This is a genomic window from Bradyrhizobium sp. RD5-C2, from assembly GCF_019972155.1.
In the GTDB taxonomy this organism is placed as follows: domain Bacteria; phylum Pseudomonadota; class Alphaproteobacteria; order Rhizobiales; family Xanthobacteraceae; genus Bradyrhizobium.
Window position 1 is genome coordinate 363,960 of record NZ_BOVL01000026.1, and the last position, 23,136, is coordinate 387,095.

Here is a 23,136-nt window from a genome sequence, read left to right on the forward strand (position 1 = left end):
ATGGCTGGCTCGGATTTCGGTTGTTTCGTGCTTGACGACCTGATGCGCCGGTTGCGCGGATCGTGCGGTCAACCAAGGAGTTTAACGCCCACATGGGCCAGCTTACCCAGGATACCCGCCTTTGCGAGCTCAAGACCCCCCTTGGCAAGGACGTTCTGGTTTTTGTCAGGTTCGAGTCCTCTGAAGGTCTGAGTGAACTATTCGAACATCGTATCGAGTGCTTCAGCGAGGACGCCGATCTCGACTTTGATCGCGCGATCGGCCAGCAGTGCACGCTTACGATCAAGTTGCACGGGAAGGAGCGCGAGTTTAGCGGCATTCTCACGGAAGCGCAGTGGCTCGGGGTCAAAAACGACTATTTCAACTACCGGATCGTGCTGAGACCCTGGTTATGGCTGCTGTCGCGCACCACCGATTGCAGGATTTTTCAGGACAAGAAGGCGCCTGACATCATCAAGGAGGTCTTCAACGAGCGCGGCTTCACGGATTACGAGTCCAAGCTTACTGAAGAAGGCTCATGTCCAAAGCTCGAGTACTGCGTTCAGTATCGCGAGACCGATCTGGATTTTGTATGCCGGCTGATGGAGCAGCACGGCATCTACTACTTTTTCAAGCATGAGGGTGGCAAGCATACGCTGGTGCTGGCTGACTCCAAGTCCTCGCACAGCCCAATCAACGGTCTCGCAAAGATCCCTTATGTCCCGCTGACCGGATCCGACCGCCGCGAGGAGCAGCATATTTATGAATGGGTTTCCGAGCGCAGATTTCGTACCGGCAAGTTCGAGCTCAACGACTACAACTACCAGAAACCCAACGCGCAGATGATCAGCGACGCCAAGGGTTCTGAGCACTACACGCGATCCGAGATGGAGTTCTACGACTATCCCGGCAAGTTCAAGGAGAAATCCGACGGCGAGCGATACGCCAAGATTCAGCTCCAGGCCGAGCAGGCGATGGATCGGCGCCGCCGCGGCAACGGCGACGCCGTCAACCTGTTCCCGGGAGGACTAACCAAGCTCGAGAAGCATTCGAGAGACTCGCAGAACGTTGAATATCTCGTCGTACGAGCAGCTCACTCGTTTTCCATCGAGTCCTACCGCACTGGCGGTGCCGGCGACGGCGGACAGCACGTCTACTTCGGCAGCTATGAATTTCTGCCAAGCGATCGGCCGTTTCGATCTCCCATGATGACGCCGAAGCCGAGGATCAACGGTATCCAGACGGCCAAGGTCGTCACCAAGGACGACAATTCGAGCGAGGAAATCGACGTCGAGTCGTTGGGCGAAATCTATGTTCGCTTTTTCTGGGATCGAAAGAAGAAGCGGTCGTGCCGGTTGCGCGTGGCCCAAGTCTGGTCCGGCAAGCGCTGGGGCGGTCAGATCATCCCGCGCGTCGGCCAGGAAGTCGTCGTGGAATTCCTGGAAGGAGACCCCGACCGGCCCTTGGTGATCGGCACGGTGTATAACGATGAATACAAGCTGCCCTACGATCTACCGTCCAAGAAGACGATCGCGGGGTTGAAGTCCGACTCGACCAAGGGAGGGGGCGGTTACAACGAATGGAACTTTGAGGACAAGAAAGGGTCCGAGAAGATCACCCTGCACGCCGAAAAGGACTACGACGTAACGGTCCGCGACACCGAGACCAGGACCATCGGTGAAGCCGCGTTCGGCGGCGATACCCGCAAGACCACACTCAAGAACGGCAATGACAAGCTTGATATCGAATTGGGTGGTCAGCACATCAAGCTGGCGATGGATCAGTCCGTCAACGCGGGGCTGAGCATCACCCTCACTGCCAATGTCAACATCACCCTCCAGGTTGGTCCCAGCCAAATCATCCTGTCCCCCGCCGGAATCGTCATCAACGCACCGACCATCACCATGACCGCGCAGGCCGCCATGGCGCTCGCGGCCGGCGGCCCGTTGGTTGCCCACGGCACACCAACCATTGTCGGCTGACGGCCATGGGTCAAGTTCGGTTCAGCACAGTCCGCGATCTGTTTGAAGCCTATCCGCTGGCGCGATACGACGTCGGCAGCGTCACCCCGGACAAGTTCTCGTTGGATTTCCTGCAGGAGGTCGCTGATGCAGGCAACTGGCACCAGGCTGTATCCTTCTGCGCGTACCTGCTCCCCAGGCGCGTGGCCGTCGCCTGGGGATGTCGCTCGCTGCGGCAGATGTTCGACAATTTCGACGGCAACGAAGGCAGGTCACTCAGCTTTGCCGAGACCTGGGTCCAGCAGCCAGACGAGCAATCGCGTAACAAGGCGTTGGCGGTCGGCAACGCCAACGATCCCGAGCAGCCGGCGACCTGGCTGGCGCTGGCGGCGGGCTGGTCTGGCGGGAGCGTCGTCCCTGCGGAATTTGCCCCGGTCGAAGCCAAGCCAGATCAGACGGCGCGGGCGGTTCGCGCGGCTCTTTTGATCGGACTTTGCCGGCTTACCCGTGAGTCCAGGGACCGGATAATGACGGCCTGCCTGGAGGATGGTATTCAATTGGCCCGCGGCGAACCGCGCCCTCTGCGCTGACGAGACGATGTGATGGTGCTTCGCTTCAACATCGAGAACGAGCCCAACCTCCCCGATGGCGGACCCGTTTCATTTACGGTCACCGGCCAGCGCTCGGTCGATATAGGCCGCGATCGTCATCTCGATTGGACTTTGCCCGATCCGTCTCGGATGATTTCGGGAAAGCATTGTGAGGTCCATTATCGCGACGGCGGCTACTGGTTGCACGACGTCTCGACCAACGGCACCTTTCTTAACGGCGCAGACCAGCGCATGCGGGGAGCGCATCGGCTACGCAATGGCGATCGCCTCGTCATCGGCCACTATGTCATTGGCGTTTCGCTGGACCTGGACGAGCGTGCCGACGGCACTCCGAGCCATGGCACGCAGCAGCAAGCTTCTCTCGCGCAGCAGCACGCCGATTACCACGAGCTGTGGGCTCCCGGCCGCGACGTGCCGCCGCCAATCGACCCCCAGCAGTTGAGAAAGCCGCGCGAAGCAGCGCGGCCCGTCAATGCGGAGTTCCTGGACTGGGCGGCGAGCGTTCCGTCGGCGGGCGTCGACCCCGTCCGGCATTCGCCCCAGATGCCTCAACGAGAGCCGCCTTCGCACGACGACATGAGCTGGGCAGCCGGTCCGGTCGCCACGCCTCAACCGCCGGTCGACGTGCTGCGCGCGATGCCGACGCCGCGCCGACCATCGGTCTGGGTCGACGATGAAGCAGCTGTCCCGCCACCGTCGGCGCCACCGGCAGGCCATGCGGGAGCGCCGCGGCCGCAGGTGGCCGAGCCGGTACCGGCTTCGGCCACCTCGATCGGCAATCCCGAATTCGCACGCCTGGTGGCCCGTGCTGCCGGACTGCCGGAGAATTTCTTTGCCGACAAGACCGAGGCCGACCTCGCGGAGCAGCTTGGCATCATACTGCGCATGACCGTGGAAAATCTGATGGCCCTGCTGCAGGCGCGGACCCAGGCCAAGCAACTGACGCGCAGCACCAGTCAAACCACCATCCAGGCTATCGAAAACAATCCGCTGAAATTCTCGCCGACCGCGGAAGACGCGATGCGTATCCTGTTCGGGCCGCCGACGCGCAGTTACCTCGATGCGCCGCATGCCTTCGCGCAGGGCTTCAAAGATCTCAAATCCCATCAATTGAAGACCTATGCGGCAATGCAGCATGCCGTCGGGGGGCTGATCGCCAGTATCGATCCAACGCTGGTGGCGCGCGAGCTCGAGCTTCAGCGCGGCGCAAGATCCTTTTTCGGCTCGAACAAGAGTAAGTTGTGGGATGAATTCTTGACGCGCTGGAAGGCGCATCTCGGTCGCGACGAAAGCGCGCCGATCGATACCTTCATGCTTCATTTCTCTGAATATTACGACCGCGCAGACAAGTCGGGGTCAAAGTGAACTGTCGGTGACGATGCCGTCGCCGATCATTGCCAAGTGGATGCAGGAATGTCCTGGTACAGCAAAGTTTTCTGGTCGGAAGGTCTGTTTCTGCGGCCGCATCATCTGCAGCAGGGCGATCGCTATCTCGAGCATCTGCTGGAAAAGCGCGTTCGTTACACAACACCGTACCCATGGGGCTTTGCGCAGCTCGAGATCGACAACGATCTTACTCAGCAGAGCAAATTCGCCGTGCGCCGTGCGGCCGGCGTCATGCCCGATGGAACGCCTTTCGATATCCCTGCCGACAGTCCGATCCCGGAAGCGATCGAAGTGCCGGATTCGGCCGCAGGCCAGATCGTCTGGCTGATGATGCCGGTCGCAGCGCCCAATACGCGGGAGGTGGATGAGGATCGCACTGACAGCGCAAGTCGTTACGTTCGGAGTTCCGAAACGTTTATCGATTCAACCTCGGCGCTGCGCATCGAAGAAGAGATCGATATCGTCTATCCGCGGCTGTCGTTCGAGCTGCGCAAGACCAGCAAGCCGGGATACATGGGTCTCGGCATCGCCCGCATCCTCGAGGTGCGCGACAAGAACATCCTGTTCGACGACAAATTTGTGCCGCCGATGCTGGTCTGCGCCGCACATCCGGTTATCGATGGTTGGCTCAATCGCATCATTGGCTGGGTTGAGACCAAACTCGACGAGCTTGCACGCTACGCGGTCGATCCATCGTCCGGCGGCGGCTTGCAGAGCGTCGATTACCTGGTGCTGCAGGTTCTGAACCGGACCATTCCCGTGCTAACTCATTTCAAGCGGTCCGGCAGCGTACATCCCGAGCGGCTGTACGAAGAACTGCTGAGGTTTGCCGGTGAGCTTGCGACTTTCGCGACCACCGAACGACGTGCGCGGGACTACCCGGCATACGATCACGACAACCTCGAATACGTCTTCACGCCGCTGGTGCGCGACATCCAGGATTTCCTGAGCGCGCGGCTGGGCAGGCGGGCGATCCGTCTGGAGATCATCGAACGCGCCCAGAACGCATTTGTATCGCCGATCCGTGATCGCGCGTTGTTCCGAAATGCTACCTTGGTTCTGGAGGTTGCCGCGCGGCGGCCTCTCGTCGAGATTCAGAATGAATTCCCGCACCTGTTCAAGGTCGGGCCCAACACCAAGATGACCGAGATCGTACACGCAAACCTGCCGGGTTTGACCTTGGTGCATTTGCCGACGCCGCCACCGCACATCCGAGCCATCACAGACCACGTCTATTTCTATCTCGATCGCAAGTCGCCGCTGTGGCCGGAGTTCAGCACAGCTGCCTCGATCGGGATGCATTTCTCCGGCGACTGGCCGGAGCTTGAGTTGTACCTTTGGGCCATCCTGGAAGAGCGGCCATGACCGACAGGGACAAGCCGGTCAATCCTTTCGGTCGGGGCGAGCGGACCATCATCCGTCCGAACCCCGGCGGGAAGGTGCCGCCTGCTCCGGCTCCTCAACCTCCAGCAGGGGAGGGGCCTGCAAGCCGTCCGGCGTACTCGCCATCGCCCGTGGCCTCGCCGGGTAGCCCTTCGCCGCCCTCATTTTCTCCCGTACCGCAGGGCGCAAGCTACACCGCCCCGCCGACCAGTCAGCCCTCGGAGGAATGGATTTCGACACCGGCGCAGGCTCCGGCGCAGCAACCGATCTTGCCGCCCGGACCGCCCTTGCGTGTCGACGATCTGGTCGCGCCAAACGCCAATCCGGTGATGCGCGCCGGCGGCCCCTTGCTGCAGTTGCTTGGCCGGCTGCGAGTAGCGCTGATGCGGGCGTCATTCGCGAGCCTGATGGAGCAGGTCGCCGACGCCATCAAGTTCTTCGAGAAGGATATCCGCTCGGCCGGCATTTCCGAACACCAGGCCAATACCGCGAAGTATATCCTGTGCGCTACCGCCGACGATATCGTGCAGCACATTCCGACCGACGATCGGCACGTCTGGGCGCAATACTCGATGCTCAGCCGGTTCTTCGGCGAACGCGTCGGCGGCGTACGCTTCTTCGAGATTCTCGACCATTTGAAGACTGATCCGCTGGTCAATTATCCGGTGCTCGAACTCCAGCACGCCTGCCTTGCGCTCGGGTTCCAGGGCATCCACCGGACCTCGCCGGGCGGGCTTGCGAACCTCCAGGTGATCCAGCGCAACCTCTATGAGACGTTGCGCCGGGTTCGCCCCAAGCCGACCAACGATTTGTCGCCGCACTGGCGCGGCCAGGCCTTGGCCGGTCGGCGGCAGCACCTGCGCATTCCGGTTTGGCTGGTGGCGGCCGTGGTCGCCGCGCTGCTGACGGGATCCTATTTTGTGCTGAGGACATTGCTGGCTGGCCGTGCAGAGAATGCCGCCGAAGTCGCGCTGGCATTGCATCCCGGCGATCCAATCGAGCTCAAGCGCCGCGTCGTTGCGCCGCCGCCGCCTCCACCGCCGCCGCCACCCCCAGATCGCATTACCCAGCTGCAGCGCATTCGCAACGCGCTTGCACAGGAGAAGACGGCGTGCGCCATGACGGCGGATCAGACGGCGAGCTTCATCGTGATCAGGGTCTGCGATCTCGCATTGTTTGCCTCGGGCCAGGCAACCATCCTGGATGGCTTCAAGCCGATCGCGGCCCGCGTTGCGGCGACGCTCGACAAGGAGCCCGGCCGCATCCGAGTGGTTGGCCATACCGACAGCTCGCCGATCCGCACCGTCCGTTTCCCCTCGAATTTCGAATTGTCGCTCGAGCGCGCCAAGGCGGTTGCCGCCGCGCTGAAACCCGGCCTCGCGGATGGTTCGCGCATCGACGTCGACGGCAAGGGATCCGATTCACCGATTGCCAGCAATTCGACACCGGAGGGACGGTCCAAAAACCGTCGGGTCGAAATCTTCATCGAACGTAGCGAATAGGCGGACGCCACAAGTTCACGCGTAAGCGACAGGTACCGGCAAATATGCTCGCCAAGGACATTCTACGCATCGTTCTCTATGGAGTCGGGCTCAGCTCGCTTGGGGCGGTGATCTACCTTGCCGGTCCCTTCCTTGCTTTCGGCGACTGGCATCCGCTGGAGAATCACATCATTCGCCAGATCGCGATCCTGCTGCTCGGCGCTGCGGCGGCAGGCGTCACCGGTCTTCATTTCTTCAAGCGACGCAAGAATGCTAAGGAGATCGCCGACGGCGTCAGCGGTGCGGACCAGGCTGTCAGCGACGAGCCGGTGCTCAAGGAGCGCATGAAGGATGCGCTCGCAACGCTCAAGACCACAAGCGGCAACAAGTCCGGGTATCTCTACGATCTGCCCTGGTACGTCATCATCGGTCCGCCCGGTGCGGGAAAGACCACCGCGCTGGTCAATTCGGGGCTCAAGTTTCCGCTCGCGCGAGGGGCAACGCCGGCGGCGATCGCCGGAGTCGGCGGCACCCGGTACTGCGATTGGTGGTTCACCGAGGAAGCGGTGCTGATCGATACCGCCGGTCGCTACACAACCCAGGACTCAAACAGCAAGGCCGACAAGGAGAGTTGGCTGTCCTTTCTGGACATCCTGAAAAAAAGTCGGTCGCGCCAGCCGATCAATGGCGTTCTCGTCGCGATCAGTCTGGAGGACGTGCTGACGCTGCCGAAGCAGGAACTCGCGCTGCATGCCGATGCTATCAGGATGCGGCTGCTCGAACTGCATCAAAGGCTGAAAGTGAGCTTCCCGGTTTACGCGCTGTTCACCAAGGCCGATCTCGTTGCCGGTTTCACCGAATATTTCGCCTATCTCGCTGAGGCCGGCCGGCGCCAGGTCTGGGGCGCCACCTTCCAGACCGCCGACAAGACCCAGAATCTGGTGGGGCAGGTCCCGGTCGAGTTCGATCGCCTGCTGGAGCGCCTGAGCGAGGAAACGCTCGACCGTTTGCAGGACGAGCCGACCCCGCAGCACCGGGTGCAGTTGTTTGGCTTCCCGGCGCAGATGGCGCGGCTCAAGCCGCAAATCCACGATTTCCTCAACCAGATATTTGAGCCGACGCGATATCACGTGAACGCCAATCTGCGTGGATTCTATTTCACGTCCGGCACCCAGCAGGGTACGCCGATCGATCAATTGATCGGATCGTTGGCGCGTACATTCGGTGCGGAAGAAGTCGGTGCTGGAGCCTATTCCGGCACTGGCAAGAGCTACTTCCTCGCCGATTTGATTTCGAAGGTCATCATCGGCGAGGCCGACTGGGTCTCGACCGACCGTGCCGCGGTGCGCCGCGCCTTGATCCTCAAGACCGCGGCACTATCGGTGATAGGTTTGGTGGCGATCGGACTGATCGGTGCGTGGTTGACCAGCTACAAACGCAACTCCGACCTGATCGAGCAGAGCTTGCAGGCGGACAACGAGTATGCCGCCGCCGGTGCGCCGCTGATCAAGCAAACGTTGATTGCCGACCATGATCTCGACAAGGTGCTGCCGCTCCTTTATCGGCTGCGGAACGCGCCGGCTGGCTATGCCTCACGGAGCGAGCCGGTAGCACTCTCGGCGCGTTACGGGCTCAGTCAGCACGCGCGCCTGTTGTCGCCCGCAAAGGCAGCCTATCACACTGCGCTTGAGCGCATGTTCAGGCCTCGCTTGCTCTACCGTTTGGAGGAGCAGCTGAATGCGCGGATCGGCGAGCCTGCCTTCGTCTATGAGGCGCTGAAGGTCTACCTGATGCTCGGCGGCCTTCAATCCCCAGACCGCGAGCTCATCCGCTCCTGGATGCAGCGCGACTGGGCGGACAACCTCTATCCCGGCGCGACCAATGCGGAAGGACGGCGTCTGCTCGATGAAAATCTTGCTGCGATGTTCGACCTTGAAACCGAGCAGCCGCCGCTGGTCGAGCTCGACGGCCGGCTGATCAAGCAGGCCCAGAATTCGCTTGCGCGCCTCAGCGTGTCGCAACGTGCCTACGAGTTCCTGAAGTCGGAGGCTCGTGGATCGACCGCCGGCGACTGGATCGTCAGCCGCCGAGGCGGTCCGGACGTGGCAGTTGTCTTCGAAACCACGACCGGACAGCCCTTGGACAACGTGCGGGTACCCGAGTTCTTCACCTACAACGGCTTCAATCAGAAGTTCATCGCTCGACTGCCCGGATTGTCAGAGCGCATGAAGCGGGAGCGGTGGGTCCTGGGTGACGCCGGCCAGCAGTCGGCGATTGACCAGCAGTATGACAACCTGGCTGGCGATTTGCTCAGCATCTACTCCAATGAGTTCGTAACGACGTGGCGCACTGCGCTTGGTAGTCTGCGTCTGAAGAAATTGCTCGCGGACAAGCCGAAATACGAAGTGCTGAGGGCGCTTTCGGCGCCCACATCGCCGATGCGGCAAATCCTGGAGTCGGTGCGTGACGAGACGATGCTGACCAAGGAGCGCCCGAAGCCGGCGAGCGCAGGCACGCCAGCCGTGCCGCCTGCGGTGACCACGCCGGCGCTCTTCAACAATGCCCAGGATGGTACGCCTGGCGCGGCGATCGAGTCGCAGTTCAAACCCTACCATGCAGTGCTTGAAGGGGAGAGCACCCGCCGACCGATCGACTCGACAATCGCAAACCTGAACGACATCGCGCAAAATCTGACGCTGATGGTCGAGAATCCGCAACTGACGGCGCAGGCAACGGCGGGGCTTCAGACCCAGGTTGCAGCGCTGCGCAACAACGCCTCGCGCATGCCGCCACCGTTTTCCGATATGCTGCGGGCGGCGGCCGCGGAGTTCGAAGGCAGTATCGCCGCCTCCACGGCCGGTCAGATCCTGCAGTCGTTGCGCGATCAAGTCACGCCGGTCTGTCAGCAGACGGTGACCAACCGCTATCCGTTTGTACGGAGCAGCGGTCAGGAAGTGCCGCTCGCGGATTTCGCCAAGCTGTTCAGCCCGAACGGCATCATGGACAAGTTTTTCACTCAATTCCTGGCGCCCTATGCAGATACGTCGCGTTCGGACTGGGTTTGGCGAAAGGAGAGTCCTGTCGGCCGATCGTTCTCGCCCGACACATTGAAGCAGTTCCAGAGTGCCGCCTATATCCGCGATGCCTTTTTCCAGACTGGCGGCGCTGTGCCGGCGGTGTCCTTTGCGATCCGGCCGCCGGCTGCGGCCGGACCGGGCATCACGGTCAAGACCGAGATCGGTGGCACGACGATCACCAGCCCCACCACGCAAGGACCAGCCGTAGCTCCCTCCATGTTCGGTACGCCGCAACCCGCTGCTCCACCGCCGCAGCAGAGCAATTCACCGACTACGGTGCTCTGGCCGGGCCCATCGCCGCGCACGGCAATTTCGGTCAGCAACGAGACCGGCTCGCCATCGGTCCTTGAGCGTATCGGCCCCTGGTCATTGTTCCGAATGCTGGAGGCCGGCTCGCTGGTCGCCAAGGCGGAAACCGCCAGTGCAACGTTCATTGTCGCCGGACGTGAGCTCAACTATCAGATTTCGACCGGATCGTTGCGCAATCCGCTAAACTTGTCAGTGCTCCGCGAGTTTCGTTGCCCGACCGGAATATGACCATGCGATGCGGCTTATTCGGCAAGATCGGAGCGAAGCGTGATTTCATCGCGATCGCGACGCCGCGGAGCTTCCTGGAAGCCTGGGAGCCGTGGGTGCAAGCTGCCATCTCAGCGAGCCGCCATCAACTCGGCGCCGCCTGGCAGGAAGCATTCCTGACCGCGCCAATTTGGCGATTCTGGCTTGGCGCCGCAATCTGCGGTACCACCGTCGCAGGAGCGATCATGCCGTCGCTTGACGGCGTCGGACGATACTATCCGTTGACGCTGCATGTGGTGCCCGATGGCGACACCGCGCTGCCGCCACCACACATCGATCCGCAGGACGAGTGGTTTGGCCAAGTGGAGACGTTCCTGCTCTCGACCCTAGACCGGGCTGCCACGTTCGAGCAGATCTCCGATGCGCTCGATCGTCTCGCGCTCCCGCGTCTGCGGACGCCGGGGACTGATGGACCGTCAAACGTGTCATCGAGCGGTGCGACGCTTGGAATGGTTTCGACGGTCGATGGGTTCGCCGATTCGTTCGGCACGCTTTGCGGCGCGAACCCTCAAGTCTATGCCTCGGCCAGTTTCTGGTGGACCGCCGGAGGCGAAGGGTTCTCGCCGACCGCGCTCTGTTGCCGCGGATTACCGGATCCGTTTCACTATTCCACGCTGCTGACCGGTGACATCGGCCGCGCAGTATCCGGGACGGGATGACGCACGATGGTACACATCCCGTCCCTGTTCGATGTCGGTAGCGTCACTCACGCCGGACGGGTGCGAGCGCGGAATGAGGATTCATGCCTCGTAAGAACCGACATCGGCCTATGGGCCGTCGCCGATGGTATGGGCGGTCACGAGGCTGGCGATCTTGCCAGCAACATCGTGGTGCAGTCGCTTGATACCATCGGCGCGCCGGACTCGGCGGCGGACCTGTTGGCGCAATGCGAGGCGCGTCTGTTCAGCGCCAACCAGCAGATCCTGGCACTCAGCCATGCAAGGCAGGGCGCCATTGTCGGGACCACAACGGCAGTTCTGCTCATACGCGACGGCCATTATGCCTGTGTATGGGCGGGTGACAGCCGGGTATACCTGATCAATCGCGGCGGCATCAAACAGGTGTCGCACGATCATAGCGAGTTAGAGGAGCTGATCGCCGGTGGTGCGCTATCGCGCGAAGAGGTCGAGGGTTGGCCGAACAGTGCCATCACCCGAGCAGTCGGCGTTGTCGCCGACCCCGAGTTCGAGGTGGTGACCGGTCCGGCTGAACCGGAAGACGTCTTCGTGATTTGCAGTGACGGCTTGACCCGACACGTGCAGGATGACGAGATCCAGCAGTACGCGGCGAGTCGACTTGCTCAGGCAGCCTGCGAAGACATGCTCGCGCTCGCGCTCGAGCGCGGCGGGCTCGATAACGTTACGATCGTGATCGCGCGATTGCTCGTGCCACGCTCCTCGGAGCCCACGAGGACGCCGCTCGATCGGGAGCAGCGACCATGACCGCGAACGGTCCATTTCGGTCAAACTACCGCGGTGTACCGGCCGGCACCCGGCTCAACGGGATCTACGAAATCGAAGCGATGATCGGGTCAGGCGGCATGGGGGAGGTCTACCGATGCCGCGAGATCCAGACCGGATCGCCTGTTGCGGTCAAGATGTTGCTGCCCGACATGGTCGACAATGAAGCGGCACTTGCGCTGTTCCGCCGGGAGGCAGCGGCACTTCACAATCTTCCGCATGAAGCAATCGTTCGCTACTTTCTGTTCACGGTCGAACCCGTGCTGCAGCGCCCGTACCTCGCGATGGAATTTGTGAACGGGCGCTCGCTGTCGAACATGCTCGACGATGGACCGCTGACCTTCGAAGCGCTGATCAAGTTGGCGCAGCGGGTCGCATTGGGCCTTCAGGCCGCTCATGAGCACGGTATTGTCCATCGCGATGTTTCCCCCGACAACATCATCGTGCCGCTCGATGATGTAAGGCGGGCGAAGATCATCGACTTTGGTATCGCCCGGTCAACGCAGATGGGTGACAAGACCATCATCGGTTCCGGCTTCGCCGGCAAGGACAATTACGCGTCGCCGGAGCAGGTCGGCTTGTACGGCAACGATGTCACCGCGAAGTCCGATGTCTACAGCTTTGGCCTCGTGCTGTTCCATGCCTTGACCGGACAGAAGCTCGATATGGGTGGGAGCCAGTTTCAACTGGTCGAGAAGCGTCGACGTGTGCCCGATCTTGGCGCAGTGGACATGCGTATCAGGCCGCTTCTCGAGAAGATGCTGCAGCCGGACCCGGCCTTGCGCCCGACCATGGCGGAGGTCGCCAACTGGATGCCATCGGCATCGGCTCATTCGTCCGCCGCACCGCTCTACGGCTTCGATCCATTGGCGAAGTTGGAAGCCGGGACGTCTGCGCAGCAGGAGCGGGTGCCGCCAACCACGCGGAAGCCTCGTCGCATCTGGCTCGGCGCCGGCGTCGCGGGGCTGCTGCTTCTGCTGGGAGGCGGCGGGTACAGCTTCTATAAATTTGTCTGGAAGACGTCGGGCGTGGCGGCCTTGCCGCCACCTCCAAAACTCGCCGGGACCCCCGCGCCGCCGAGCGAGGCTGCTCCGCTACAGCCGGCACGTCAGGAGCCGGTGAAGTTGCCGCCTCAGCCGGCGGTGACACCGTCTCCGTCTCTCGATGGGCCGGGTCGAGCCGAGCGCGTCCGCAAATATGTTGCCCAATATGCGGGTGGCGATTGCTTCTTCATCCTACCTGTTGCAGTGAGCTCAAGCGCAGCCGTCATTGAAGGCTTCGGCGCTACGACCGCGCCGTTTGATACGTTCGACAAAGCGTTTCGAAAGGAACAGGGATTTGAGGCTTCGGTCGGCGTCAGGCAGGTCAATCAGGCGCAATGTCCGGCCGTCAAGTTCCTGAGTCAGGTCGGAAGCGATCAAGCGCGTGCGCCGCGCATCAACCTGTCGGCGACGGAGCTGAAAGGCGGCGAGACCCTCAGTGGGACCGTCGAGAACTTTGCCAATCGGGTGGTGGAACTGCTCTTGATCTCGGATCGCGGCGAGGTGCGCAGCCTGTCCTATCTCCTGAAGCCGGGCATCGATTCGCTTTCCTTTGCCCTGCCGATGGAGCGTACGACCGGTCCACAACTCCTGTTGGTCGTTGCGACCCCGCGGGTTCTGGATTCGTTGCGCCAGCCGCGACCAATGGCCGCCGACACATTCTTCCTGCAGGCAACGAGCGAAGCCCAGCGCGGCAACGTGACCATGACTGCGGCCGCTCGCTACGTGATGCTCACGAACTGAGCCGTTCTTCAGAACTTGCCGATCATCAGGATCTTCAGGTCGGCATCCGGCTTGAAGTCGCTCGCCGAAAATTGACGCGAGTTGTTGGCAGATGACGGCTTGAGCCGCCCGGGGCAGAAACTAACCAGATTGTCGTCGCTTCCCGGATCGATCGTCAATGTGAAGGATCGGATTGGACCCGCCCAATTCGCCCCCGTCTTGAGCACGTAGGAAATACGCCGCTCCTGCAGCTTTGAGGTATTGGCCTGGCCGTTATCGGTGCGCTTGTCCAATTCGGCAAGGAACGCATCCGTAACGCAATAATCTCTCCTGTATCGCTCGACTTCCGGAGCTAGCGCCGGGCTGCTACGCAGGCCCGAGCGCAGGACCGTGTCAGGGCTGGAACCGACGCTCGGGCGATATTGGTGTTCGACGATGACGGTGCGCGCCGCCGGAAACACCTGCTCGCGAACGGCCGAAGTCTTGGTTATCCAGCCAGCCATGTATTGCTGGCGACCGTTGTCGCTCATGCCGGCAGGCATCAGCAGGCCGTCATCGATCAGCTTGGTTCGAGTTGCCGCCGGCAGGTCGGCGATCCGGATATCCCGATAACCGAGCGGCAGCAGAGGCAGCTTAAATTGTCGGAGGAGGGCGGTGACATCCTTATTGCCGACCATGGCGCGCTGGTCGATGGTCAGCGGCACCGCGTCGCCGTCGATCCTGGTCTCGAAATCCACGAAGTTGACCGGATCGTTCGATGGAAAAGCGATGTTCTCGGCGTCGGACAAATCGATGTCGGGCAGCGGAAAGGCGACAGTGAGTGCAACCGGCTTGCTCGCCTGGTTGACGAATTGGTAGCGAACGCTGACCCTGTCCAGCCCGATGCGAAGCTCCTCGCTCGCCATGGCCACATCCTTGGTGCGAACGAATTGCAGCCCGCCGATGGACAATTCGGCCGCGGAATCGTTCGCTCGCGCGGGCCAGCTGGTTGCGGCCAACAGGGCGATCATCAAGGCTCGCGACCTCAACGACCGCCCGCTTAACGCTCCATTTGCCATGCCGGCCTCCATGCGGCGCCGCAGCGGCTGCCCGGGTGGGGTCAATCGATCGCCTGGTAAAGGTCTCCCCATTCCGGCTTCCAGACGCCATCCTGGTCGCAAACCACGATCGCTAGCTTCATGTCATTGGCGAGCCGGACTGCGCCGCGAAAGGCGTCCTGGGCCGGCATTTGGGCGCTGACCTGGTCGCTGCTCAGGCGTCCCCCGCTTGCGGCGGCCGACAACACGATTGACCCTGAGGCACCTCCATCGTCGCGCCTTAAAACCAGAGTAATCGCGTCGGGCTGGACTTCGCTGACTTGCTCAAATCTGTTTCTGGCCATGATTTTGCACTGCAGGCTGAATGATTAGAACTATCACCGTCCAGTGAGAGAGTTGAACGGGATTGGGGTTGCTCGCCACTAATTGATGCTGCACTCGCGCAGTCTTGGATTAGTCGGACTGACGCTGCATTCGGTTCGGTTACATTGAGGCGGGTATGCTTCGTCGATCTAGCTGGATCTGGCTCTCTATCGTCGGCGCGATCATCGTTGCTAGCGGGGCAAGGGCCGACGATGCCGTCGTGCGAAGCTTTGCCGGCGGTTCGGCTGCATCCATGGTCGGGATCGTCCCGGCCGGCCAAGACGTCGAACTCGCAGGCCCGCAAGCGCTCAGCGCGGACGGACAGGGAAACCTGTTTGTGCTTGATCAGATCAACGGCCGCATTCTGCAGTTCGACCCTAAGCAGCCGAACGCGGCTCCTGACATCCTAAAGATGCCAAGGGATGTCCAGCCCACCGACCTCGTCGTTCGCAATGACGACATCATGGTTTGGGACGGCGGCGTGAGGATGCTGAAGGCAGCACCAGGACAGTCCACCCGCGGGCTGGGCGGGGACGTGATTCAGCTGGAGGAGGTCTCATCTCGCGGAACGGACGACCAGGTCGCCATTTCGGCTTTCGCACAGATGGGCTCGCAGGCGTTGAGCAGCCCGACCGACTTGCTCGATCAGAATACGCGTGCGGCTATTGTGAGGACGACGCGGCAGCCCGACCGGCAGTATATCGCCTCGCGCAGCAAGGGATCGGTGATCGCCGATATCATTCCCGACAAAGGGAATAACAGCGTTCGGGTGGAAATCCAGACCATGGTCTCCAACGAGACCATAGGTCAGCTTGGCCTGCGTGTCCGCAACCAGCTCGGCACCGTGGAGTTTCTTGAGATCGATAACAGTGACCGCTTCTACGTGCTCGCCGAGGACATTCCTCCATCGGGCAAGAATGCCTCCACATTCGTGGCGCGATATGCCGCGAACGGACGCCTTGAGGGTATCTACGAGTTGCCACTCGAGAACACGCCCGTGACCCGGCGGTTCGTCACCATCTCGGGCGACGGCGATGTCTATTTTCTGCGCACCAAGCCGGAAGGTGTCGAGGTGGTTGGTGTCGGTTTCCGGCCGCTGGTAAAAGTGTCCGTCATTGACGTCAGGCCGTCGCGCACGGCGGCCGCGCCGGCGGCGCAGCCGGATTTCAAGTTCAATGCAACCGTCGCCGTGCGACCGTCCAATCGCCAGCAGGCGATCGAGACGGCCTTCGCCTTTGAGGGCATTCAGTGGAAGCTGACCCCGGCGAACTACGGCAGCGATCCCGACAGCCAGTGCTCCGGTTTCAGTCGGGTTCGCCGGCCATGGTATCTGCAGGGCAAGGTAAATCAGGAAGTGCGGGGCGTGCCCTATTGCTGGGGTTGCCATGGTTCGCTCGCGAATTTCCGGCAGCGGATCGAAAGCGGGACGCTTGCGGGCAATGTCTGCACCCGCAACGAGCCGCGGCCGGACGTGGCGGGCGTCGACTGCTCGGCGTTCGTCAGCGCCACATGGGGACTTTCCGTCCACTACACGACCGCCGCCATCCCCGCGATCGCCGCACCCGTGACCAACCCCTGGGACCTCAAGCCTGGCGACGCCCTGAACAAGCCGGGTTCCCACGTGATGTTGTTCCTGCGGTTCACGCCGGATCGCAAGGCGGAGGTCATGGAATCCTCGACGGGTGGCTGCAACGGCAGGGTCTGCCGCAACGTCTATCCGCTCGCAAGCCTGCTCGCGCGCGGTTACGTTCCGGTCCGTTTTCGCGCGTTCGCAGATGATCAGACCGCTGTTTCCGCAAACGCCTATCAGGAGACTGAGGCGCCGACGGGCCGCAAGACGGCGAACAAGCGGCGCTGAACCTGTGGTCGCCCTAAGGCTACAGATGAACATGGATCACCGCCTGTGTGCTGGTTTCTGAAGGTCCGGACGGCATCCTGCCGCTCTCCCACGCCGATGCGGTTCCAGGGCGGACCTGCATGATATCGAGGTGGATCACGATGCGAAGGCTCAGGGGCTTTGATCAAAGGGCCGGTTGGCTGTGTGCAGCCATCCTGCTCGCAGCGTTGATCGGCCTGCCACTCCAGCGCGCACACGCGGCGGGTGAACTGTCGATAAGCAATCCCGACGGTGCGGCTCTTCGGGCGCTCGTTATCGGCATCGACGACTACCAGCATGTACGCAAATTAAAGGGCGCGGTCGCCGACGCCAATGACATCGTGTCCAGCCTGAGGGCCATGGGCGTCAGCGATGTGGTTGAACTGACCAATGCACAGGCGGATCGGGCAAGCGTGCTGCGTGAGATCAGCTCACTCGTAGAGCGGACAAAGAGCAACGATCTCGTCTTCCTGTCTATCGCAGGTCACGGCACGCAGGAGCCGGAGCGCGTCAAGGGCTCCGAACCGGACGGAATGGAGAACGTGTTCCTGCTGCCCGAATTCGCGACCACTCCGGCCGGATCGGTCGAGCGCATTCTGGGAAGCGAATTCAACCATTTCATCCGGCAGTTCGAATTGCGTGGCGCGAAAGTGATCTTCGTCGCGGATACCTGCCACGGCGGTGGAATGGTGCGGGACATCGATCCGCGTGCGGCAGAGATGAGCTTTCGACAGGTGCCGCGCTACACGCTCCTGGTTGATGAATTGAAGCCGGTGTCGAGCAGCGACGACCCGAAGTCCGAACTCGATCTCGACCACACTGCATTCATTGCCGCCGTCGATCGAAACACCAAGGCTCCGGAAGTGCGGATCCCCGGGATCGATGGCCTGCGCGGCGCACTGAGTTATGCCGTCGCGCGGGCAGTGGAGGGCAATGCGGACATCAATCATGATGGCAAAGTGACGCTGAAGGAGCTTTTCAGCAATGTTCGGCAGGTGGTCTATCAACTGTCCGACCAACGCCAGAACATCGTGACGGTATCGTCGCCGACACAGAGGCCGGAAACCGACGTCGCCTTCGAATTGACGCGCGGCGTGGTACTGATCCAGGGGGCGGCCGCGAGAGCTGCCTCCGGTCAGGCTGCTACCGTCACGCCCGTCGACAAACAAACCTCCGCGCCGCCGGCCGTTACGGCCACGTCACAAACCGCTCCAACCGGCGTCGCCGCGGCCAGTCCGGCCGCGCCGAGCGCCGCGCTGCCGCCCTTCCGCCTTACCACGCCGATCCGTTTGGCGGCGCTTGACGGCAAGATGAACTATTTCGCCAGCGTCAAGCCGCAGGATGCCAGTGTGCAGGCCGTTCAACCGACCGATAATCCCGACTTGATCTGGGACCCCGTGTCGCATGACGTAATCGCGTGGGGCGATGTAGTCGCCTATGGTGTTGACGTTGCCGGCTTGACGACGGTAGTCAACCGAACTGCAGCCATTCGGGAGCTTAAGCGCATGGCGACGCAGTCGCCGCAAGTGATGCGCATTTGGCCGGATGATCGTCAGCAGCGCAGCGGACAGACCGTCGAGGTCGAATTGTCCGACGTCGGTTCACGAGCGGTGCTGCTGTTCAACGTGTCCGGCGACGGAACTATCCAAATGCTGTATCCGGTGGGTTCTGACGCCGCACTGGCGCGATCGGCAAATCTGCGGCTGCCTCTCCGGGTGGGCGAGCCGTTCGGTGCCGAGCAGATTGTTGCTGTGACTTCGCAGCAGCGAATGGTCGATCTGGAGACGGTCCTGATGCAGCTCAACCGCCGTCGTGCCTCGGGGCAGATGATCAAGAGTCTGGAGCGCTATCTGCCGGCGGACGCGCGGATCGCGTCTATCGGCTTTTTCAGCGTTCCCTGACAATACTGTGACTGCAGGTCATGTCGTCAGCGAAGCTGGTTTTCCAGAAGCAATCATGGCTCGCGCTGGTACTCTCGCTGGCGGGAAGCGGCATAGCGGGCGCCGCGCCGCTGCCATCGATATTTCCATCTTCCGCGAGAGATACTCAATTGCTCTGGCATGTACAGGCCCTCCGGGGCCCGGCAAACGCGGCCAGCGTTTTGCTTGAAATCCTACCGGGTCCAACCGTTAACATTGGCGGCAAGGTGTCGTTCGGCGTAACCGCCAAAAGGCCTGGCTATCTGATGCTGGTGGATGTTGATGCGCAAGGCCGGATGTCACAGATCTTTCCGACCGCCGAGCTATTGGCACAGTCGGTCGAACGCGAAATGAATCTTGTGAGACCTGGTGTCCAATTCATTGTTCCGACTCGTGCGGCACAGCAACTTGGATTTGAGTATGTCGTCGCGCCGCCCGCCGGGTCCGCTGTGATCGTTGCGATCCTGAGCGAGCGACGCGTGGAATTGCTTGATTTGCCAGATGTTCAGCGCAAGCTTCAGGGGCCGGCCGATACGCTGAGCTATCTGTCGGATTGGACCAGTCAGCTGCGTGTGCCGGACAGCGGAAGCGGAAAACTGGTAACGAACAATTGGTCGTTCGACATCAAATCATACTCTATCAAGTAGCTAAACGGTTGAGACGATACGGCTTACTCGGGCGATTGAGTAAACCGTCCCACGCAATCATGTGATGAACATTCTTGTGGCCGAGCTGGTGTTCGGCTCCTTGCCGTGCGGGGCCCTGCGGTTTGGTTCCGTTGCCGCCAGCATTCTCAATTGCGGAGGAGACGGCGGGTCTCGAGAGAGCGCCGCCGTGCACGTTGTCCTAGTTGCAGACCTCGACATTGCCGGTACCGCCGCCGGGACCTCCGCCGCCACGGTAATCGAGGTGACACCCATGACGGACCGGGCGGCATAGATAAGCATCACACACGATCTGGCCGCTGCCACCAGCGGGCCTGGTAGTCGCTTGCTTTCGCTTGGGGAAATCGGCTTGCGGCTCCGAGATATCGCGTACCGGACGATCCGCGCGCGACGGGCGCTCGTCCATGTTGCGCTTCGCCAGCGGCTTCTTTCCGCGGCGCTTCTCGCATTCGTTATCGTCGTTCAGAAACGAGCCTTCGGCACAAGTGACCTTGCGGCACTGATCGCCGTCCGCTTTGTATCCGTGCTCGCAGATCAACGGGCAAACCCGGGCCGGTTTCAGCTTGATTGCATCGAGCGCATCGAGGCTTGCGAGTTTGACGTCAAATTTGGTCCCGGCGTGCCGGTTGAACAGGCTCAGGGAGCGACGCGATGCGGCGTTCCATTCACCGTCGATGGAGCCCGTGAAACACCCAACCCGGCTCAATTCGCTCTGGACCGATTTGGCAAGATCCTCCTGCGGCGGCGCCGTGTTCAAGGCGGCAACCTTCGTGCCCTCGCTATTCGGGGATAGGACAGCGGGTGCAGGATTGTCCGGCTTGGCACCGTCGGGGACGGCTTCATTAGCGGAAAGCATGGCAACCGTTGACGATTGGGATGCAGTTCGATTCCGTTCAGCCTCAGCAGCTTGTTCCTGCGCTGCCAGCTTTGTTCTTTCTGCCGCGATACGGGCATCTTCCGCGGCCTTGAAATCTGCGGCTGCCTTGTCCTGCACGGCCGGCTGAGCACCTTGGGATGCAAGTCGAGCTTTCTGCTGCTCCGCTTCCTGCGATTTCCGGGTCGCGGCAATGCGCGCGTCCTCCGCGTCGATCTGGTTGAGCTGAAGCTTGGCCAGGTTTGCGTAATAGCCATCTGGATGCTGGGCGAGGAACGCGCTCATAGCGGCCTTGTTGCCGAGTTGCAGAGCCAATTCGTAGTCGCGACGAATTTCCGACGAGGCGCTGACCGGCGGCGGCACCTGCTCCTCTGCTTTTGGTACGAGCGCTACGTCGTCGCCCCCAAGCGAGCCGTAAACGTAAGGTTCCTGTCGGTTGCCTGTAGCTTGCAAGACATCATCCCGGACGAAGCCGAAAGCCCTGCGCAAGTCCAGTCCAGGCTTTGCGATATATTTAACTAGCGCCGTCGCGTAAGGACTGTTCTTGCTGTTGCCATCGAGTGCGGTCAGTCCGGCTTTGGCCGCAAATGCGATCAGCGTATTGGATACCGCGGGTTCCACTCGGGCGAGCCCGCGGCTGATCGCGCGCGAAGCGACGGTTCGTTTCATCGTGTCGGCGAATGGATTGTTGCGACAAGCGTCAACGATCACGACGCGCAGCTGCCTCGCGGGCTCGATTGCTAGTAGGACGCGATCGAGCGAGAAGGCCTCGTCATAGATATCAGTGTCGCGTTCAAGTCTGGCATCCGTCGGAATAAGATAATTCGTCCCGTCGATCTCGATTCCGTGACCTGCATAATAGACGATGGCGATGTCTGCATCGCGAGCTTGATCGGCGAAATCCCTCAGTGCCCGCCGCATGTCGCTCGAGGTCAGGTCGATACGAGATTCCACCAAATCGAACCCGGCGTTCTTCAGTGTCGCGGCGATAGCGGTGGCATCATTGGCAGGATTCGGAAGTAAGGGCGCATTTTGATAGCTCGAATTTCCGACTACCAGAGCCACCCGCTTCGTTGCCCACGCAGGGTGCGAAACCAGAAGAAGCGAAGCGGCAAGGAAAACAAAAGCTCTGAAGTGCGTGTACAAGCTCATGGCCACCGTCCAGAATCGCCCGAACCAGTTCAATCGAAGTTGGCCCCAGAGAAATGCGGCCGCGTTAAGCTCCGCGGGCGTCGGAAGGCCAACCTCAGCACAGGTACCAATCTTAGGTTCAATCCATTCCTAGTATGGTCGTTCAGGGAGGCAAGCACGTTCAACCGCACACGGAAGAGTGTAAAGCCACGGACGGTTCGCCCGATGTGATCTCGAAATAAGATATTGAAATAGCTATAGTTTATGTCGTTTCTTCATGTGGGGCTATGCTGGAGTCTGATCCGGTCACCAGTGAAGCTCCATCCCCTTGGTAGCGAAACCAAAATGTCATCACATCAGCAATAGACAGCGGAGCGGATCAACGTCGGTCTTGTCATATTCATACACGCGCTCTCGTCCGGCATGAACGGCCGACGTCTCTCGTACGCTGAGCGCGCAATTCTCGGCGCATCGAATCGACAAGCGCGACGCACATTTCTTGGAGATTGCGGCGGATTTGAATGGTTCCGCCATCCGTGTCACATTGGCCCGTGCTGGCGATGCGCTGGGCGATGTCAATCGGAGCTATCCTCATCGTCGGAGCTATTTCGGCGGGCGCGGCCGGACCGAGAAATCTCGGCTCTCAACAAAGCGATGGCGGCGGAACTTCCGTGTCGGTGGATCTCGAGCTTGTTATTGCTGTTGACGTTTCTTACTCGATGGACATGGACGAACTGGCCGTCCCGCGCGAAGGAAGCAACTCGTCCTGACACACATCTCCGGACGCTATCCGGATGAAGAGATCCTGGCGGAGGCATCGCGGGCCTTTCCAAATAGCCGCATTGCGACGGATTTCACAACCATTACCATCTAGGCGATCCCTTTGAACAACATCGACTCCCCCGCTGCGAAAACCGCGATCCCGGCGACCACCAGAGCGTTCAGGGTCGGCATCATCTCGGATACGCACGGCCTGTTGCGGCCGGAAGCGGCGCGTGCGCTGGCTGGCGTCGACCACATCATCCATGGCGGTGACATTGGTCAGGCCGGCATCATCACGGCGCTGCGTCGGATCGCGCCGGTCACGGCGATCAGGGGGAACGTCGACAACGGCGATTGGGCCGGCGGATACCCTGACACTGAGCTCATAGAGCTTGCGGGCCGGACGATCTTCGTATTGCACGATCTCAAGACGCTGCCAATCAACCCCGTTGAGCGCGGCATAGACATCATCATCTCCGGCCATTCTCATGTGCCGAAAGTCGATACGGTCAACAATGTGCTCTACGTCAATCCCGGCAGCGCCGGGCCAGGGCGCTTCAAGTTGCCGATCACGCTTGCGACGCTCGATGTTACGTCTGACAATCTGCGACCGGTCATCCATGAACTCGTGGCCCGTTGAACTGTGCGGCGCAGGGATATGCAGGGCGAAGGTCCGATGCTCGGCCTGTCCCACGCCGCGATGGTTCGGCATTCAGCGTGACCACGAGGAAATCGACCGCATTCATCGATCGCGTCAAATTGGCAGGTCCAGTTGGGGTCCCACCTGATCTTGGTCATGGAGCGCGGAGAGCGAGACGCCCAGTAAGCGGAC

At 61.3% G+C, this 23,136-nt stretch carries 17 protein-coding genes and 1 pseudogene; 15 read left to right on the plus strand and 3 right to left on the minus strand.

Annotated elements, in window-relative coordinates:
- Nucleotides 1-92 precede the first annotated feature (92 nt).
- The 9 genes from BraRD5C2_RS33455 to BraRD5C2_RS33495 all read left to right on the plus strand — a co-directional run bounded on the left by BraRD5C2_RS33455 (nt 93) and on the right by BraRD5C2_RS33495 (nt 13,698).
- A complete protein-coding gene (locus tag BraRD5C2_RS33455) occupies nt 93-1,961 on the plus strand; it encodes a type VI secretion system Vgr family protein (protein WP_223975669.1) in 1,869 nt (622 codons plus the stop codon).
- 5 nt (nt 1,962-1,966) lie between these two features.
- Nucleotides 1,967-2,530: a DUF6931 family protein gene (locus tag BraRD5C2_RS33460; RefSeq protein WP_223975671.1), complete on the plus strand. Its 564-nt coding sequence runs from the start codon at nt 1,967-1,969 to the stop codon at nt 2,528-2,530.
- Nucleotides 2,531-2,542: 12 nt separating this feature from the next.
- Nucleotides 2,543-3,916, plus strand: coding sequence for a type VI secretion system-associated FHA domain protein TagH (gene tagH / locus BraRD5C2_RS33465; RefSeq protein WP_223975673.1), 1,374 nt, complete (start codon nt 2,543-2,545; stop codon nt 3,914-3,916).
- A gap of 48 nt (nt 3,917-3,964) precedes the next feature.
- Entirely contained in the window at nt 3,965-5,302 is a 1,338-nt protein-coding gene (gene tssK, locus BraRD5C2_RS33470; protein WP_223975706.1) for a type VI secretion system baseplate subunit TssK, read from the plus strand.
- A 305-nt stretch (nt 5,303-5,607) separates the two neighbouring features.
- A complete protein-coding gene (tssL, locus tag BraRD5C2_RS33475) occupies nt 5,608-6,822 on the plus strand; it encodes a type VI secretion system protein TssL, long form (RefSeq protein WP_263010061.1) in 1,215 nt (404 codons plus the stop codon).
- A 44-nt stretch (nt 6,823-6,866) separates the two neighbouring features.
- Entirely contained in the window at nt 6,867-10,415 is a 3,549-nt protein-coding gene (tssM, locus tag BraRD5C2_RS33480; protein WP_223975675.1) for a type VI secretion system membrane subunit TssM, read from the plus strand.
- The gene (gene tagF, locus BraRD5C2_RS33485; protein ID WP_223975677.1) at nt 10,412-11,113 is read left to right on the plus strand and encodes a type VI secretion system-associated protein TagF; all 702 of its coding nucleotides are present in this window, start codon (nt 10,412-10,414) and stop codon (nt 11,111-11,113) included. The genes tssM and tagF overlap by 4 nt, the downstream gene beginning before the upstream one ends.
- A 6-nt stretch (nt 11,114-11,119) precedes the next feature.
- Entirely contained in the window at nt 11,120-11,896 is a 777-nt protein-coding gene (locus BraRD5C2_RS33490; protein ID WP_223975678.1) for a PP2C family protein-serine/threonine phosphatase, read from the plus strand.
- Complete coding sequence (locus BraRD5C2_RS33495) at nt 11,893-13,698, plus strand: serine/threonine-protein kinase (RefSeq protein WP_223975679.1); 1,806 nt, start codon at nt 11,893-11,895, stop codon at nt 13,696-13,698. The genes BraRD5C2_RS33490 and BraRD5C2_RS33495 overlap by 4 nt, the downstream gene beginning before the upstream one ends.
- Nucleotides 13,699-13,706: 8 nt before the next feature.
- Here the strand turns inward: BraRD5C2_RS33495 and BraRD5C2_RS33500 are convergent, their stop codons facing one another.
- Both BraRD5C2_RS33500 and BraRD5C2_RS33505 read right to left on the minus strand, forming a co-directional pair.
- Entirely contained in the window at nt 13,707-14,687 is a 981-nt protein-coding gene (locus BraRD5C2_RS33500; RefSeq protein ID WP_223975680.1) for a DUF4424 domain-containing protein, read from the minus strand.
- An 89-nt stretch (nt 14,688-14,776) separates the two neighbouring features.
- Nucleotides 14,777-15,058 carry a hypothetical protein gene (locus BraRD5C2_RS33505; RefSeq protein WP_223975681.1) on the minus strand — a complete coding sequence of 94 codons (282 nt, stop codon included), beginning with the start codon at nt 15,056-15,058 and terminating at the stop codon, nt 14,777-14,779.
- Nucleotides 15,059-15,213: 155 nt separating this feature from the next.
- Here BraRD5C2_RS33505 and BraRD5C2_RS33510 point away from each other — a divergent pair, with 155 nt between their 5' ends.
- The 3 genes from BraRD5C2_RS33510 to BraRD5C2_RS33520 all read left to right on the plus strand — a co-directional run bounded on the left by BraRD5C2_RS33510 (nt 15,214) and on the right by BraRD5C2_RS33520 (nt 19,519).
- The gene (locus BraRD5C2_RS33510; RefSeq protein ID WP_223975682.1) at nt 15,214-16,935 is read left to right on the plus strand and encodes an NHL repeat-containing protein; all 1,722 of its coding nucleotides are present in this window, start codon (nt 15,214-15,216) and stop codon (nt 16,933-16,935) included.
- A gap of 140 nt (nt 16,936-17,075) precedes the next feature.
- Nucleotides 17,076-18,854 carry a caspase family protein gene (locus BraRD5C2_RS33515; RefSeq protein WP_223975708.1) on the plus strand — a complete coding sequence of 593 codons (1,779 nt, stop codon included), beginning with the start codon at nt 17,076-17,078 and terminating at the stop codon, nt 18,852-18,854.
- A gap of 20 nt (nt 18,855-18,874) precedes the next feature.
- Nucleotides 18,875-19,519, plus strand: a complete 645-nt coding sequence (locus tag BraRD5C2_RS33520; protein ID WP_223975684.1) for a DUF4384 domain-containing protein — start codon at nt 18,875-18,877, stop codon at nt 19,517-19,519.
- A gap of 199 nt (nt 19,520-19,718) precedes the next feature.
- On the opposite strand, the gene BraRD5C2_RS33525 is transcribed toward BraRD5C2_RS33520, so the two are convergent.
- Nucleotides 19,719-21,563 carry a caspase family protein gene (locus tag BraRD5C2_RS33525; RefSeq protein ID WP_223975686.1) on the minus strand — a complete coding sequence of 615 codons (1,845 nt, stop codon included), beginning with the start codon at nt 21,561-21,563 and terminating at the stop codon, nt 19,719-19,721.
- A gap of 500 nt (nt 21,564-22,063) precedes the next feature.
- Here BraRD5C2_RS33525 and BraRD5C2_RS33530 point away from each other — a divergent pair, with 500 nt between their 5' ends.
- The 3 genes and pseudogenes from BraRD5C2_RS33530 (at nt 22,064) to BraRD5C2_RS33540 (ending at nt 22,944) form a co-directional block, all read left to right on the plus strand.
- Nucleotides 22,064-22,312 carry a hypothetical protein gene (locus BraRD5C2_RS33530; protein ID WP_308444469.1) on the plus strand — a complete coding sequence of 83 codons (249 nt, stop codon included), beginning with the start codon at nt 22,064-22,066 and terminating at the stop codon, nt 22,310-22,312.
- Nucleotides 22,300-22,416: pseudogene (locus BraRD5C2_RS33535) on the plus strand (ribonuclease Z); the annotation flags it as partial. The gene BraRD5C2_RS33530 and the pseudogene BraRD5C2_RS33535, both read left to right, overlap by 13 nt.
- Nucleotides 22,417-22,461: 45 nt before the next feature.
- Complete coding sequence (locus tag BraRD5C2_RS33540; protein WP_223975710.1) at nt 22,462-22,944, plus strand: metallophosphoesterase family protein; 483 nt, start codon at nt 22,462-22,464, stop codon at nt 22,942-22,944.
- Nucleotides 22,945-23,136: the final 192 nt, after the last annotated feature.